15 protein-coding genes are annotated in these 16,983 nt (G+C 39.3%); 4 read left to right on the forward strand and 11 right to left on the reverse strand.

All coding sequences use genetic code 11. The features are described 5' to 3' along the window. The first annotated feature begins 102 nt into the window (after positions 1-102). From CHF41_RS07850 to glgB, 4 genes are all read left to right on the forward strand, one after another. On the forward strand, positions 103-1,230 hold the full coding sequence (locus CHF41_RS07850; protein ID WP_119876751.1) for a glucose-1-phosphate adenylyltransferase: 1,128 nt from the start codon (positions 103-105) through the stop codon (positions 1,228-1,230). 12 nt (positions 1,231-1,242) lie between these two features. Then, the gene (gene glgD / locus CHF41_RS07855) at positions 1,243-2,358 is read left to right on the forward strand and encodes a glucose-1-phosphate adenylyltransferase subunit GlgD (RefSeq protein ID WP_119876752.1); all 1,116 of its coding nucleotides are present in this window, start codon (positions 1,243-1,245) and stop codon (positions 2,356-2,358) included. An 8-nt stretch (positions 2,359-2,366) separates the two neighbouring features. Beyond that, a complete protein-coding gene (gene glgA / locus CHF41_RS07860; RefSeq protein ID WP_119876753.1) occupies positions 2,367-3,812 on the forward strand; it encodes a glycogen synthase GlgA in 1,446 nt (481 codons plus the stop codon). A gap of 75 nt (positions 3,813-3,887) precedes the next feature. Further along, on the forward strand, positions 3,888-5,735 hold the full coding sequence (glgB, locus tag CHF41_RS07865) for a 1,4-alpha-glucan branching protein GlgB (protein ID WP_119876754.1): 1,848 nt from the start codon (positions 3,888-3,890) through the stop codon (positions 5,733-5,735). A 365-nt stretch (positions 5,736-6,100) separates the two neighbouring features. Here glgB and CHF41_RS07870 read toward each other — a convergent pair whose 3' ends face one another. The 11 genes from CHF41_RS07870 to CHF41_RS07920 all read right to left on the reverse strand — a co-directional run bounded on the left by CHF41_RS07870 (position 6,101) and on the right by CHF41_RS07920 (position 16,976). Next, positions 6,101-6,916, reverse strand: coding sequence for a transporter substrate-binding domain-containing protein (locus CHF41_RS07870; RefSeq protein WP_420852850.1), 816 nt, complete (start codon positions 6,914-6,916; stop codon positions 6,101-6,103). A 245-nt stretch (positions 6,917-7,161) separates the two neighbouring features. Further along, positions 7,162-7,629, reverse strand: a complete 468-nt coding sequence (locus tag CHF41_RS07875; RefSeq protein WP_119876755.1) for an 8-oxo-dGTP diphosphatase — start codon at positions 7,627-7,629, stop codon at positions 7,162-7,164. A gap of 9 nt (positions 7,630-7,638) precedes the next feature. Further along, complete coding sequence (locus tag CHF41_RS07880; protein ID WP_240622945.1) at positions 7,639-8,124, reverse strand: GNAT family N-acetyltransferase; 486 nt, start codon at positions 8,122-8,124, stop codon at positions 7,639-7,641. A gap of 181 nt (positions 8,125-8,305) precedes the next feature. Then, a complete protein-coding gene (locus CHF41_RS07885) occupies positions 8,306-9,847 on the reverse strand; it encodes a lipopolysaccharide biosynthesis protein (RefSeq protein WP_119876756.1) in 1,542 nt (513 codons plus the stop codon). Positions 9,848-9,866: 19 nt separating this feature from the next. Then, positions 9,867-10,799 carry an exopolysaccharide biosynthesis polyprenyl glycosylphosphotransferase gene (locus tag CHF41_RS07890; RefSeq protein ID WP_119876757.1) on the reverse strand — a complete coding sequence of 311 codons (933 nt, stop codon included), beginning with the start codon at positions 10,797-10,799 and terminating at the stop codon, positions 9,867-9,869. Positions 10,800-10,835: 36 nt separating this feature from the next. Next, entirely contained in the window at positions 10,836-11,879 is a 1,044-nt protein-coding gene (locus CHF41_RS07895) for a glycosyltransferase (protein ID WP_119876758.1), read from the reverse strand. 10 nt (positions 11,880-11,889) lie between these two features. Then, the gene (locus tag CHF41_RS07900; RefSeq protein WP_119876759.1) at positions 11,890-13,020 is read right to left on the reverse strand and encodes a glycosyltransferase; all 1,131 of its coding nucleotides are present in this window, start codon (positions 13,018-13,020) and stop codon (positions 11,890-11,892) included. Then, the gene (locus CHF41_RS07905) at positions 13,007-14,134 is read right to left on the reverse strand and encodes a hypothetical protein (RefSeq protein WP_162911931.1); all 1,128 of its coding nucleotides are present in this window, start codon (positions 14,132-14,134) and stop codon (positions 13,007-13,009) included. The genes CHF41_RS07900 and CHF41_RS07905 overlap by 14 nt, the downstream gene beginning before the upstream one ends. Positions 14,135-14,144: 10 nt before the next feature. After that, positions 14,145-15,323, reverse strand: a complete 1,179-nt coding sequence (locus CHF41_RS07910) for a glycosyltransferase family 4 protein (protein WP_119876761.1) — start codon at positions 15,321-15,323, stop codon at positions 14,145-14,147. Positions 15,324-15,584: 261 nt separating this feature from the next. After that, complete coding sequence (locus CHF41_RS07915) at positions 15,585-16,268, reverse strand: tyrosine-protein kinase (protein WP_119876762.1); 684 nt, start codon at positions 16,266-16,268, stop codon at positions 15,585-15,587. Positions 16,269-16,277: 9 nt separating this feature from the next. Next, positions 16,278-16,976 carry a Wzz/FepE/Etk N-terminal domain-containing protein gene (locus tag CHF41_RS07920; RefSeq protein WP_119876763.1) on the reverse strand — a complete coding sequence of 233 codons (699 nt, stop codon included), beginning with the start codon at positions 16,974-16,976 and terminating at the stop codon, positions 16,278-16,280. Positions 16,977-16,983 lie beyond the last annotated feature (7 nt).

Genomic DNA, 16,983 nt, shown 5'->3' on the forward strand with positions numbered 1-16,983 from the left:
AGAAAAGGTGAAAATAATTCATCTATTCTTTCGGAAAACGCTTCCATTATGTTTTTATTTATGCTATAATAAGTCTATCATATATATAAGGAGTGATCTATTTTGGCACAAAATAAATTATTAGCAATGATTCTTGCTGGCGGACGTGGAACACGCTTGGAAGGGTTGACCAAAAAGGTTGCAAAACCTGCTGTTGCATTTGGTGGAAAGTACCGTATTATTGACTTCCCACTCAGTAACTGTGCAAACTCAGGGATTGACATTGTTGGTGTTTTGACCCAGTACGAGCCTGTCCTACTCAACTCTTATGTTGCCCAATCGCAGCGTTGGGGATTGGATGTGCAAGGTTCAGGTGTCTTTGTGCTTCCTCCAAGTGAAAAAATTGAAGGATTCGGTCTTTATAAAGGAACGGCTGACGCCATTACCCAAAATATCGACTTCGTAGACCTTCACGACCCTGAATATGTCCTCATTTTATCGGGTGACCACATATACAAGATGAACTACGACAAGCTACTTGACACCCACATTCAAAATGAAGCTGATGCAACGATTGCCGTTATCGAAGTCCCAATGAAAGAAGCATCTCGCTTTGGTATCATGAATACAGACAGCGAATACCGCATCGAAGAATTTGAAGAAAAACCAGCCAAACCTAAGAGCAATCTAGCTTCTATGGGAATCTACATCTTCACTTGGAAAACCTTACGGAAATATCTCCTTGAAGACGATAAACTTGACACCTCATCGCATGACTTCGGCCATGACATTATTCCAAAATATTTAGCAGACGGCAAACGCCTCTACGCTCACCCATTCCGTGGCTACTGGAAAGACGTGGGTACTGTCAACAGCCTCTGGGAATCCAACATGGACTTGATTGACCATGCAGATGATTTGGACCTCTCTGATTCATCTTGGAGAATCTACTCAGAAGATTCTGGCTCACCAGCCCAAGTCATCGGCAGCAACGCAACTGTCCGTAGTGCCTATATTGACAAGGGAGCGATTATCGAAGGAAATGTCGAGCACTCTGTTATCTCTACCGATGTAGTCGTTAACGAAGGAGCCTCCGTGAAAAATTCTGTCCTCCTTCCAGGAGCTGTTATCGGAGAAAATGTTCAACTAGACTATGTCATCGTGGCAGAAAATATCAAGATTGCCGAAGGGACAAAACTCTCTGGTACTGCTGATGCTATCCTCTTAATCGATAAAAACGTAAGCAAGTAAGAAAGGATTACCATGCTAAGAAATACATTAGGAATTGTAAATATTGAAGGAAATAATGTCCATTTTGGAGATGTTATGGATCACCGTGGGATTCAAGCCTTCGGATTTTTAGGACGCTACCGCTTGATTGACTTTGTCCTTTCCAACATGTCCAATTCTGGTATCAGTGATTTCCAAGTCTACATGCCTGCAAAAATGCGCTCCACTATTCAGCACGTTGGGACAGGTAAGCACTACAATGTCAACAGTAAACGTGGCAAATTGCGCCTCTTAAACAGTGTAACAGACCCAAATTCTATCTACCAACATGATATCAAGGCCTTTTCAGATAACATTCACTACATTGAAAATTCTCATAAAGAATATGTCTTGATTGCCCCATCCTACTTCATCTACAGCCAAGATTTTTCAAAACTAATGGATGAACATTTAGAAACCAAGGCGGATATTACAGTCTTGTACAAGAATGTCACCAACGCTAAAGAAAACTTCATCGGCTGCCAAACCCTTAAATTTGGAGAAGACAAGCGAATCGTCGAATTTGAAGAAAACCACGGGAAATACAAAAACCGTCCTGTTTCTCTTGAAGCCTACTTCATGAAACGCACGCTTTTCCTTGAATTGATCAAACGTGCCAATAAAGTATCAGCCCTTTACTGGCTCAAGGATATTTTACGCGACGTGGTTGATCAATACCGCATTGTCGGCTATGCTCATCGTGATTTTGTCGCTTGTATCAACACAGTTGAAGCCTACTTCCAAACCCAACTTGATTTGATTGATCCAGATACGCGCAAGCTCCTCTTCAAACATAACTGGCCGATCCATACACAAACCAGCGACAGCTCACCATGCCTTTACGGACCGCTTGCCGAAGTCAAACGTTGCCTCATCTCAAATGGGGGTACTATCAATGGTCAGGTCGAAAACTCTGTGATTGACCGTGATGTGGTCATCGAAGAAGGGGTGGTCATTAAAAACTCAATCATCTTAAACGGCGTGAAAATCAAGAGCGGTGCCAACATTGAAAATGCCATTATTGATAAAGCAACTGTGATTTCACATCCGGTTGATATCAAAGGAAGTGCATCAGCACCCGCCTATTTGAAAGCCTATCAAGTTATTTAGGAGGAACTATGTCCAAAAAATCTGTTCTCTTTGTCGCCTCAGAAGGTCTTCCCTTTATTAAAACGGGAGGTTTGGCAGATGTTATCGGCTCCCTCCCCAAAGAGCTCGTCAAGCAAGGCATGGACGTTCGCGTTGTTCTTCCACTCTATCTCAAAGTCGCTGTCAACAATCACGCTGATTTTGACTATGTCTCTAGCTTTGATGTCCGAGCAGGCGATATTCAGTCTATGGCTAATGTCTATCAGCAGGTCGTAGACGGAGTAACCTTCTACTTCATCGAACATCGAGACTACTTCGAACGTAAGGACTTATACGGCTACGACGATGATGCCATGCGTTTTGGCTTCTTCCAGCATGCAACTTGTCGCTTATTAGAAGCTCTCAACTACTTCCCAGACGTCATTCATAGCCATGACTGGCATACAGCTGCGATTCCCTTCCTTTGCAGGACCTTTTATAGCTATCGTGAAGAATTTCGTACGATTAAGCATGTCTTTACCATTCACAATCTAGCCTTTCAAGGGATTTTCAACAAGCAAGCTCTCTGGTCTGCCTTGGGGATGGATTACAGCTACTATGTAGACGGTATTGCCCGCTTCCATGATGACTGTATCAGCTTTATGAAATTAGGGATTCTCTACGCAGATAAGGTAACTACCGTATCTGAAACCTATGCGCAGGAAATCCTAACAGAAGAATTTGGCGAACACATGCAGCATGTCTTAGAATTACGCCGCCATGATTTACTAGGAATTGTCAACGGAATCGACTACGATACGTGGAATAGCCAGACAGACAGCTATCTGGCTCATAACTACAGCCTTGAAAGCATTCACGAAAAGAAAGCAAATAAACTCGCTCTCCAAGCTCAGTTTGGTCTGCCTCAAGACGAGCATGTCATCTTGATTGGAATCGTCTCCCGCTTGACCTGGCAAAAAGGCTTCTATCTCTTGACCGAAGTTCTCAACCAGCTCTTGCAGGCCCATGTCCAATTCGTCATTCTCGGCAATGGAGAGGCCGACATTGAACATGCCTTCCACTATTTCAAAGGTGCTCACCCGGATAAATTTGCTTTCTACCAAGGCTACAATGAGCCTTTGGCACATCAGATTTATGCCGCAAGCGACCTCTTTCTCATGCCATCCATGTTCGAACCATGTGGCATCAGCCAGCTCATTTCCATGCACTACGGTACGCTTCCGCTCGTTCGGGAAACAGGTGGATTACGCGATACCGTACACCCTTACAATTGGGTGACCAAGGAAGGATGCGGCTTTAGCTTCTGGGGCAAGGATGCCTACAATATGAAACAAGTCTACGATTTAGCTCTTGATACTTACTATAATCGCCCAGAAGATTGGCAGCGCTTGATCCAACAAGCCATGACAGCAGATGTCAGCTGGACAGCCTCTGCGAAACGCTATATTGATCTCTATAAGGAAATTACCTTCTAGAATTGACATCTATTTATACAGCAACGGTTGGGGCAACCTTGTCCCAACCTCATCATTTTCTAGAAAGGAGAATCTATGACCTTCACAGATCTTGATTTATATTATTTGCATACTGGTGAGCACACCAGTCTCTATGAAAAATTCGGAGCCCACATCATCAAGGAGCGTAATAAGATTCTTGGGACAGCATTTCGCGTCTTTGCTCCCAATGCGGAAGCAGTCTTTCTAGTGGGCGCATTTAACAACTGGCAAAAGACCCATCCCATGCAGAAAGAACAAGACGGAGTCTTTCAGCTCTATGTTGAGGGGTTAAAATCACTGGAGGACTATAAGTACCTCATCGTGACTCGTGACGGACGAGAGCTATATAAGGCAGATCCTTATGCTTTCTTTAGCCAACTACGCCCCAACACTGCGTCAACCACCTACAACTCTCGCTATAAATTTAAAGATGATACTTGGATGTATGAGCGGGTCAACTACGACTTCAGAGAAGCACCAGTTTCGGTCTACGAAGTCCACCTAGGCTCTTGGAGACAAAAAATCGCAGGTAATGCCGACGGAACAGACGCCTTTTATTCCTATAAAGAAATCGCTCCGCTCCTCATTGACTATGTCAAAGAGCACCAGTTTACCCATATCGAACTCCTGCCCATTACCGAACATCCGCTGGACGCTTCTTGGGGCTACCAAGTGACCGGTTACTATAGCCCGACCAGCCGCTATGGCAAGCCTGATGAATTGAAATACCTCATCGACCAATGCCACCAAGCAGGAATCGGGGTCATTCTGGACTGGGTACCACTTCATTTTTGTAAAGATGCACACGGACTCTACCAGTTTGATGGCAGCTGGCTCTACGAGTACGAAATGGAAGGCGACCGTGAAAATCAACAATGGGGAACGGCCAATTTCGACCTTGGAAAAGGGGTGACCCGTTCTTTCCTCCTCTCCAATATCAAATACTGGCTTCAGGAATACCATTTTGACGGCATTCGTGTCGATGCGCTTTCCTACCTCCTCTATTGGCGAGGAGAGACAGAAGACGACAAGCTCAACCACACTGCCATTGACTTTATCAAACGGGTCAATGCCTTGATTCATACCGAATTTAAGGGTGTGGTCATGATTGCAGAAGACTCCTCCAGCTATCCAAAAGTCACCCATACCCTTGAAGAAGGCGGACTTGGCTTTGACATGAAATGGGACTTGGGCTGGATGAATGACACTCTCAAGCACATGGAACGCCCGTCCATTTACCGCAAGCATCATACCAATGAAATCACCTTTGGCATGTACTACAATCCAAGTGAGCAATTTATCCTGCCACTATCACACGACGAAGTGGTTCACGGCAAGCTCTCCATTGTCAATAAGATGAATGGCGACTATGAGGATAAATTCCACCTAGCGCGTGCCTACTATAGCTATTTCTTTGCTCACCCTGGTAAGAAACTACTCTTTATGGGAAATGAATGGGGGCATATCCGTGAATGGCACGAATATACCCAAATGGACTGGAATCTCCTTGACTTTCCAATCCACCAATCCTTTGCCCAAATGATGAAGTCGCTCACCAATTTCTACCGCAAACATGATGCCTTCTGGAAATACGACTACCAAGCCCACGAAAAAGGCTTTAAGTGGGCAAAAATCCTAGAAGAAGCCAATTGCTACGCCTTCTGTCGCTACAGCGATGTCGAAGAAATCCTCGTGGTCAACAATTTCAATGACCAGGAAATCTACGATCTACCACTTGATTTACCAGAAGGCGCTGAGTACAAACTGGTCTTTTCATCAAACGCCATTCCAACCGCAGACTTTACCCTAAAAGCAGACGACAATGGCGCCCGCATCACCATTCCGCGGCTGACCACCTATTACCTCGAAAGGATAAATCCTGAACAAGCCAAAAAGGACTGATATGCAATTAAAACAACGTTAGCATTTTGGGGTACTTTCTTAAATAGTGCGGTCGCAAGCAACCTTGTATTTCCGACCTTTAACAGTCCACTGGACTGTTAAAGCAATCTTGAGCCTAAGGTCTCAAAAATGCCGAGCAACTACTTTGCTGTTGCTCGGCATTCCATTATTTCAAATCTATCGTCTTGGCTCACTTCATTCAATCCAGTTTCTTAAAGAGTGGATATGTATAAGATGAAATAACTATTTTTGAAATTTAGTGAGTATGAAATAGGGCTACAGAGCGAGCCTCATCAGCTGCTTTTTGCTAGAACTTTTTCATCACTCTAAAACCCCAATCCAACATGTTGGACTGGGGTTTTATTCTATTCAACTGCTGTGTACTTGGCTACATCTTTCAAGTAGTTTTCGTATTCGCCTGACTCGACCAATTCTTTCACGATTTTATCGATTTCTTCTTTTAAGCTACCGCTATCTTTTGGCATCACAATCGCTTTGGTATTAGCCTCTGTCTCAGGAAAGCTCACTTCTGCCATTGCGAGATCCTTATTTTGGGTAATGTAGCCCAAAGCTACTGGAGAATCAAGCAAGACCGCATCAACCTGACCAGATTTCAACTCGTTAATCGCTTCACCCATTTGCGTCAAGGAAACGATGCTAGCATCTTTCACATTTTCCTTAGCGTAAACTTCTTGAGTTGTTCCTTTTTGAACGGCTAATTTTTTACCAGCTAGGCTGTCAATAGAGGTGTAGCTGCCCACTACATCTTTTTTTACCAACAAGATATCCTGAACTTTGTAGTAGGCTTCCGAAAAGTCAAAGACTTTCATCCGATCTTCTGATACAGAGAGCCCTGCAATCGCAATATCTGCCTTGCCATTTTGGACGCTATTTAAGACATTGTCAAAGCTCATAGAAGATACCTCAAGCTTAACACCCAACTTCTCAGCAATCTTTTCTGCTAGTAAAATATCTGCTCCGACAACCTTGTTTTTTCCATCCACCAAGGTCTGGAATTCAAATGGTGCATAGTCAGGACTGGTCGCAACCACCAAGGTCCCTTTTTCCTTAATCTTATCCAAGGGTGCCTTGCCTGCGTCCTTACTGCCTGAACCACAAGCTGCCAAGGTCAAACCCGCTACAAGAGCAACTGCTGCTGTCATCATCTTTTTCAATTTCATGTTTCTTCCTCTTTTTCTATTCTTCAATCCTATTTGCTACTCTTAGAACCTGTATTCATCTTCTCAAAACATCATCGGACTTTCCATATCTTTTTCATTGTATTTTCTCCCCTTTTCAAAAGATAATCCTATTGTACGGTATTTTTATTCATTTGTCAATCACAAAATGTATTTTTATTCATTTTTATAAAAATATGCATATTCAAAAAAAGAAGACCTAGCATTGCTGTTAAGTCTTCTCTTTCTTACCGAAAATTCCGATCCCACTCCCCATCTGCTCCTTTTTGGGTATAAAAGAATTCCGACAGACTCGGGTCATCCATGACCTTTAGAATTTCAAGGAGATCGTAGGCCAAATCCATCTGAGGCAGGTCTACTTTGGGGAGCCAGAAAACTTCTCCCTCAACACTCGACTGGAGTTGCCCGGAAAAGCATGTCGCCTTATAAAGAAAGACCAGATAGCGATGTCCATCCTTGTCTGGCCAATGCTTAATCCCGACTAACTGCGGATTTTCAATAGTCAAGCCCGTCTCTTCTTTCACCTCTCGTATAACAGCATCATGGAAGTTCTCATACGCTTCGACATGGCCTCCTGGGAATGCAAGACCAGACCACCGATACATTTTTGAATCCCTGCGCTGCACCACCACGCGCCCCTTGCTATCTTCGATTAGACACATATTGGTCAATGTGACCATCTCTTTTCGTGACATACACCCTCCTTATCGTTGATACACCATTCTTTTTTCGAGCATTTCTTTTCCTAGGTGGACAATCTTGGTGGCTCCATCAAAGCGAAATCCAACTCGCTCGTAGAAGCAGATAGCCCGTTCATTGCCGTCCAGCACCCAGAGGACTACTTGCGGAAAATCTTTCAGTTGCTCCAAGGCAAACTGCATCAAGCGGTAGCCGATTTGACGTCCGTAGTATTCTTCCAAAATATAGATAGCATAAATCTCCCCTGTACCTTTCAAATCTTCCTGAAGAGAGGCTGCGCAGCAAACAAAGCCGACAATCTTATCCTCTATCTTCGCGACAAAAACATCATTTGGGTAATCAAAAGCCCATTTACGGCAACGTTCCACGGTATACTCTTGACAGAAATGTTCAGGTAGTAAATGTGAATAAGCTTCTGTCCAAGCTTTCCAGTGAACATAGGCTTTTCCTTCTTTTTCATCATCTGTTAGCATTTGGGTAATGGTTAGCATAGACAGACCTCCTTTTAAGAGAGATAAAATAGCATTTACTTTCTTACATTATGCATTAAAAATGTAGAAATCGCAAGGTGTTTCCTATTTTTATTTTAGACAAGCTTGGATTCTAATGAAAAAATAGATATAGCCCTTGACAATCATCAAAGACCATATCTTTTACTTAGCATAGCATTCATTAGTCATGTTTTCGTAAAACCTTTTTTGAAATGAAGGCTACCCACCATTTGAACTCCTCATTTTGACAGAACACAAGGAAGAGTATCGCCAGCAAGGAAAGTCCTGACACCAGAGCCAGCAAGAACCAGCTCAGCACATTGTTTGAGAACCACTGCTGAGGAGATAGGAAATAAAGGGCAGCTAAGGTAGTGAAAAAGAGCAGCCACTGTTTGGTATTGATCCATACGTATTCTCTTACCAGACGCTTCAGACCGTATTTAAAAATAATATAGGGTTCAAACCAGGTATTAGTCAGAAGAGTCGAGCCAATCGTTCCCAATAAAATCCCCTCAATTCCCCTTTTAAACCCTACCAAAAAGAGCATGGAGAAAGCCAGATTCAACACTGCTTCAGCAATCGGCTTATAGCGCGATTCCCAGTATAGACCGTAGGCACCATATAAGATAAATCCAGCATACCGATAGGTTTGAAGAAACAAATAAATGCTTAATAAAGCTACTACTTCTACTGGAAACAGATATTCTTTTCCCAACCATAAGGTAACAAATGGATTAATCAGGATAAAAATAAGGAGCGAGACCAAATAAGAGATTATAAAATTTACAAACTGATAACGCTTAAATACAGTATACACTTTATCTGAATTAGAAGTATGAATTAAATTACCAACAGAAGCTATTTGTGAACCCATTACCTGAGAAAGCATATTGGTAAAAGAGTTCGTAATCATTGTGTAATTGGAATATAAGCCGACTGTCGTTACACTAATAAAGGATGAAATGAGGATATTATCTGTGCTAAAAACAACAACGCTTGCAATATTGCCTGCGAGATTGCCCAAGACATTCTTCTTCAAGGAAGTCTTTTCCTCTTGGGTTAAGGGCTCTGGTACTATATTCTTTAAGGAATGTCTGTTATCCGCCACAAAGGCAACTACGAGATTCGATAAAATCGTCGAGGTCAGCGTTAAACACAGCACAAAAATATAGTTATGTGTCAACCACATAACACCCCATTGACAAAACGTCACAGCAGCAAAAAATCCGAAATCAAGCCAAGAAACAATGTAATTCTCTTGGTGAGCAATCAAGAGACTTCTTTTGTATGAAAACAGTAAATAACCAATAATCGAATTAACTAGAAATAGGAAATAGATCATTGTCTCCTCGGTACTCAACTGAGAAACCTGCAGGATAGCTGGCAAAAATGGAAAAACTAGTATTCCTAACCCCAAGATAATAAAAGCAATGAATTTATACACCTTCCTGTACAGATTCATATAAACCAATATTTTTCCTTTACGACCTTCTGCAATCGGCTTATAAAGTGCAAAGACTATCGAAGTTCCTAATCCCAGCTCAGCAAGAGAGAGCATTCCTAAAATATTAGCAAATACTCCATTCAGCCCTAAATAATAAATTCCGAGAAGAGTAATAAACAAAGTTCGGTTGATAAATTGCAGTATCAACTTTGCTACAAAAAGAACGAGACTAGAAGCAGAATTATAAAATGCCCGCTGTGTCCTAGTTTTTGTTGTCATGTTACTTATTTCCCCATCTTTAGTCGCTAATTCCTTCGGCTTTCACTTTGGAAAACAAAACCCATATTGTTTTCAACATAATTTTCATATCTAGCAATAAGTTAAACCGAGTTATATAAAGTATATCTAATAACAACTTATCTTTTAAATCTGTATTGTATTTTCCTTCGACTTGAGCCAGTCCTGTCAATCCCGCTTTTACTTTTAATCGTTCATTAAAATCAGGGATTTCAGCTAACTTACTAGCAACAATCTCTGGCCTTTCAGGTCTAGGACCAACTAAAGACATGTCTCCGACAAGAACATTGAATAACTGAGGCAGCTCATCAATACGGGTATTTCTCAAAAAACTTCCGATAGGCGTTATTCGGCTATCGTTCTTTTGGGCAAATTGAGGTCCCCCTACTTTTTCAGCATCCGTAATCATGCTTCTAAACTTAAAAATTTTAAAGACTTTTCCATTCAATGTAAGTCTGTCCTGTGAATACAACACTGGACCTCTGTCTTGTAATTTTATGCCTATTGCTACTAGTAGTAATAGCGGACAAACTAGTATTAGGGCTATAGCACTCAGTACTATATCGATAAATCTCTTAATGGCCAGTTGAATCTTCTTAGAATTTCTCACTGAATACCCATAATTAAAAACAGGTATATCGTCTACATACGAAATCTTTGGATTTGTTAATAATAGTTGTCCCTTGTTTGGAATAACTACTAAATTATAATTTTTAGCAAAAGTATCTATAGCTAATTCTTCCAATAAATCAGATGTTAACTTATAAGCTAGTATCGTATCATTTTCATTCAGGCTACCTCTTCTTCCTAGCCATTCTTCATACGTCATACAAGCTCCTATCTGACTTGTTGGATAGTTGAGCTTTACAAATTCTTTCACTTCATTTTCACAAGATACCTTATCTGCTTGATGACAAATAATCACAACTTTCATAAAAAATTCCTACTTTATTTTTCAACTACCACGACCTTAACCGTCATACTTTCGGTATATCCTATCCAGTTGATTTCTATAGTTTGCAATATCATTGATTTTCTCAAAATTTTTTGCAGCTCCTTTTGATAATCTCTCTCTGAGGGCTTCGTCAGAAACAATCTCGAATATCTTGTCAGCTAATGCCTGACTGTCTTCTGCTAAGAAACCATTAAGACCATTTTCAACAACCTCTTTCAATCCATCAACCGGAGTCGAAACAACAGGCGTTCCTAGCGCTAAAGATTCCAAAGCAACCATAGGTAGCCCTTCAAATTTAGACGTCATCACCATCACCTTAGCATTCTTTAAGTAAGGTAAGGGATTAAGGATAAAGTCATAAAAGGTTATATGTCTTAACAATTTTTTCTCTTTAGCCACTTCTAAGACTTTTTCTTTCATGTCTCCACTACCTATTACAGCAATTTTGACATCAGACTGTTTAACAATAACCCTTTCCAAAACGTCTAACAGTTTTAGAGGATTTTTTTGAGCGGTTAATCTACCTACATAGATGATATCGTAGTTTTCAGTTTTTACTAATTCACTTCTTTTCTGAATATCTTCTCCATCAACTACATTCGCTAAAACAATACTCTTTTGAGCAATCTTATCTTTAAAGCGGTACTCTTTATAACAGGAATCAGAGACCCAAATTATCTTGTCAAATCTCTTGGAAAACGAATGATATAGCAATGTTTTTACATTTATTTTTGCCATATTCGCGTGATTGACATGAATATGAGAGATGATTCTAATCGATTTAGGACACGCTAGTGCCGCTACAATACTAGCCGTCACATCATGCGCATGAACAACATCCGGACTATATTCTTGAACTAGCTTCATTGTTTCTGTTATACCTAGTTTTTCCAGAGATAAATAGTCAATGTTTTTTTCTGCTAGTGCCTCCTGTATCGGCCCTTTAGGAGAAGTATAAACCATTTGTATGTCCGTTTTCGAAAAAAATTTTATAATTTGGCATACGACATTTTCTGCTCCTGAAAATACATTGCTTCTCAACAAATGCAGAACTTTCATTTTCTTTCTCCTATGATTTAGTTTTCAATAAATCACTATACAACCTATTCAATTTATCCATCGCTACAGTATCATTAAATTCACTAGTACACATTGTTTCGTAATAATCAGCTCTATTATTTTCTGTCTTTTTAAAATGGACATGCCATGCATTTATTGGGGCTGTCAACTCAACAAAAGATACTAGATCAGTTGCTTGAGTATCTTTAGAGATAGCTGTGCTGAGTACACAAGAAAGCCCCGTTGTCTGCGCTTCTAAAGCAACTAGCGGCAATCCTTCCGAAAGAGATGGTAAGACAAACACATCCATTGCCATCAGATAGTTTTTAGAATTTTTAACCTGTTCGATTCTTAAAATACGATTTTTAACAGTACTTTCCAAAATCCGTTTATCAACAATTTCTTGCATATCTCCTTTACCGATATACAAAAATTTCGCTTTAGGATGTTGCTCTAAATAAGGGATAATAATATCTAATAGTTGCAGTGGATTTTTAGACATCGCTACTCGACCGATGTGGCCTAACAATAACTCATCATTTTCAACACCTAAACTTTTTCTAGTAGATTCTCGAATGTGTTCATCAAATTGATAGCCCTGCATATCGATTCCTGCATAAAAGATACTCGCTTTCGATACTTGAATATCCTGCTTAAAAAAAGCATCCTCAAGCACTAGTTTCGAAACGGCTAAACTTTTATCAACAAAAAATCGTGACAAGTAACCCACTCCTAAACGATCCAACCACTCTCTTACTTTTAATTTAAAAGTTCCATCGCTTAGTGATACTGTGTGACAATATACGATTACTTTAGCTCTTGGAAAAGCAAATTTCGTAATAATCGCCTTAGCATTTTCAACTCTATGCGCCGTATGAATATGAACAAGGTCATATGACTGTTGAGAGGCCACATTTTTCAAGCCCTTGCTAATACTTTTTTCTTTATTGATATAAATATTGACGTGATGTTTTTTTAATAGCGTTTCATAAATATTATCATTCATATAATTGCGTGCGACAAATAAATCATGTTGATATTTGTCGCTTGTTTTTTGTATGATGTTCGTAATAATTTTCTCTACACCACCATTCCCCCACACACTAACATAGTGTAGTATTTTTCTTCTAGATTGCTTCATTATAATTATTTAACCTTATTGTTTTCTGTTCCTTATCATAAAGAGAGACAAACACCCCAATAATAAGTATCCAGGAGATGACTCTAAGCCTTGACGCTGTTCCTATATTATCATTTGTAAAAGCTATCATCATGTTCCATACAAAAGCCTGAATCAACGTATATTTTCCTAATTGAGAGATTGAACTTTTCCTTTTATAAATATAGAATAACATGGCAACCATGAAGAAAAACTCTGTTACAAAAACTAAAAGTGTCCCCAATCCTTTTATTTGCCAGGGAAAAGGTGATAGCAAATTATATAAATAAGATTGGGCATAGTTAAACAAAAACACAAAAATATTTTCTACATCCAAGCGTATATTTAAATTAGATCCCCCTGAGAACTCTGTCATATTTAAATTTCTGTATTCCAACGCATTTGTCAGACTAAAGCCGGCTATTTCAAAATGTTTAAAAAATGTATAATAGATGGCAAAAAGACCAATTGCTAGGAGCAATAAACGTCGATAGTTTGTGACATGTTTAAAAAATAAATAGACGCACATGCCAAGTACAGCAGAAAACGCTGCATATCCCCTAAAACCAAATAGAAAATAAAAACTAACAGCAAGCATTACCAACGATGCTACACGTCGAGTAGATAAAACATCGTAACTATAATAAACAGTCATCATAAAGAATAAATAAATCCATACATCTCTATAAATCCCCAGTGTAACAATGGTTAATAAAGAAGCGTAAAACATCAGAATCATATTGGAAAATTTTACAGCTGTCTCACTAGCTGATTGCAACCGAACTAATCGATTACTATAAAGGATAAGTGTTGCTAGAGCAACTATATTTAACATCCTGACAAAGTAAGGAGAGTTAAAACCTGTTATTTGAATAAAAAAACCTATAAAATCAACATAGATTGATGTTTTTATGTAGGGGAGCCCTTCCAATTTATTTTGAAGAAAAGACCAATAAACGAGGGAGTCATCCCCTTTTCCAAAAAGAGCAAAGGATACTCCCATATTTTTTTCTAGCGATAATAAGAAAAAAATACTTGTCATTGTGAAATAGAAGAGAACAGTAAGCAAGCTATATTTATTGATTTTAAATTCCACTACCATCCTCCTATATCTTGCTACTCTCGTCACCTAGTATAGACAAATAAATTGATGTCATTTCTTCTCTTATGATTTCTAACGTATATCGCTTGCTAAGCTCTAAAGATGCATCTGACATTTTTTTATATTCCGTTTCATCTGATAAGATACCGAGAATTTTATCGGCAAACACTTCAGCCTCAAAAGGGAGTACGTAGCCATTTTTTTCATTTACGACTAAATCTCTATTACCTCTAACGTTACTTACAACACAAGGCAAACCAACTAGCATGCCTTCGATAATATTAACAGGTAAACCTTCTCTTTTAGAGGTAGATACTAACACATCGCTACTATTCATTAGCTCATTAATACTTGAGGTATCCCCTACAAATTTTATATGGTCTTCCAAACCTTTTTCGGAAACTAGCGCTCTTATTTTGTTTTCTTCATTTCCGCTGCCAGCTAAAAGGAGCAAAATGTTTGGATTTTGTGCTTTCATTTTATCAAGCACCTTAAGTAAGAAAGCATGGTTTTTTCTAGATGTAAATGATGCGACATACAACAACACTTTTCTATGTGGTGTGATGCCCAGCTCATTTTTGATTTCATTGATTTTTTCTTTAGATAGTCTATAAAATATTTGATCACTAACGCCTACACCATTTATCAGATACGATTTCTTCATCGAGAACTTTTTATCCGTCAAAAGAGTATAATCTTCATGATTAATGGTAATCAAAACGTCTGTATACTTCGACATATATTTTTCTATAGGGTAAAATATGAGCCAATCTAATTTTGAACTCCCTTTAGTAAACTGGAAACCATGTGCTGTATAAATTTTCTTGATATCTTTAAAGTGCCGAAGCGCTAATCTTGTGATAACACTCGCAAACGGTGTATGTGTATGCACAGCAACGTATTGATTGCTTTTTACTAGTTCTTTTATTTTCCTATAAGCCGTTACATGTTTTCCTACGCTACTAATAGAGTTTGTAAAAGGTACCTCATAAAATCTAACACCAATATCTGACAAGCTCTTTTTGAAATTCTCGATACTTTGTTCATCCATAGGATTTCGAGACTTATCAAAGTTTACTGCAACTTCTACATCATATCCCATATCTTGCAATAGTTGAATATTAGGGATTTCAAAAGACTTTATCATATAAGCTGTCGTTGCTGTAATTAAAATTTTTTTCATATATCTCTCATTATTTATTTCTCAACATCTAGAACTATATTTTTTGCGCTTCGTTTTACAATGTTGGCTAATTATAAAATTGCTATTTTTTATCCCCAATCTACCCGTTAATCATACATAGTACCGTGAGCATTTCAGAATCAAATCAAATTCATTGTGACTGGCTGCAACGATAATTGAATGGTTGCATACAATTATTGGCACTCAAAATTGTAGTGTCCAAAAACTTCGACAGCATAAGTATTCGATTCCTAAACTTTCTTATCTCTTCCCATAATCCCCGTAGGAGCCATACGATCCATACTTATCAAGCTGTGCATTGTACTTGTTTAAAATGACGCCCAAAAATGGTTTACGTGTCTGTTCCAATTGCTCTTTCGCTTTTGCTAATACTTTTTGATGAACACTTCCAGCTTCCGTTACCAAAATACTTGCATCACAGTTTTGCGTAATAATTGCCGCATCAATGACCAAACCAATCGGCGGTGTATCAACAATGACATAATCGTAATGCTGATGCAAAATCGTCATCATGTTGCCGAACTGTTTACTTTGTAGCAAAGCAGTCGGATTGGGCGAGGTGCTTCCTGCCGTAATCACTGACAAATTTTCAATAACTGTATCACAGAGTCCGTACGACAAATCGGCTGTTCCAGCTAAATACTCTGTTAAACCAGTAATGCGTTCACGTGCCTTGAAAACACCGGATAAAGCTGAATTACGAACATCAGCATCCAATAACAAGGTACGATAACCTGCACGTGCAAAGGAAAGGGCTAGATTAGTTGAGGTAGTTGATTTTCCCTCGCCCGGATTGACAGAGCTGACGGCTATACTTTTTATATCTGCCCCACTTAGCTGGATATTCGTTCGGAGAGCATTGTAATATTCTTCTGCTTTTTTAAAATCAGCTAATTTTTTATGATTTAATTCTAAAACTGGCATTTCTTCCCCTTACTTCAGCTTGTCAATATTTGGTACGATTCCAAGCAATGTCATTCCCATTTCTTCTTCGATGTCTTCAGGACGTTTTACTCGATCATCAATCAGTTCAACAATTACTACTATAGCTGTCATCAAGGCAGCACCGACCAAGAAACTGATTGCTGTATTTTGCTTTACTTTAGGCGCTGAAGGAGTCGTTGCCGCAACCCCTTCATCAACTAATGTGACATCTGAAGCCTTTGTTACTTCAAGGATTTTTTCAGCTGCTTTTTGTCGAAAAGTATTCACAATCTTTGCTGCTATTTCCGGATCTTTATCCATTACAGTAATGGATATAATCCGTGTATCTGTCGGTACAACTACCTTGATTTTAGCCAATAGTTTATCAGGCGCGATATTAAGGCCCAACTCATCGATAGACTTTCTCAATACATCTTGCGACAGGATAATCTCTTGGTAGTCTTTTACAAGGTAGGATCCTGCTTGCAAATCTTGATTGGTAATCGTAGCCCCCTCATTATTTTGACGACCAACAACATAAATTCGTGTTGTACTCTCGTAGCGTGGCGTTACTAATAATACATTGTAAGCAAACGAAAGAATTCCTGCCAAGAAAGCAGAGGTGAGGATTAATACCTTCTTTTTCCAAATCATTCGAAATAAGGCTAGAATATCAATTTCTAGCCCTGGAGTGGCTTGTTGATTCATTTTTTCT

Origin of the sequence: Streptococcus respiraculi, assembly GCF_003595525.1 — a bacterium.
Lineage (GTDB): Bacteria > Bacillota > Bacilli > Lactobacillales > Streptococcaceae > Streptococcus > Streptococcus respiraculi.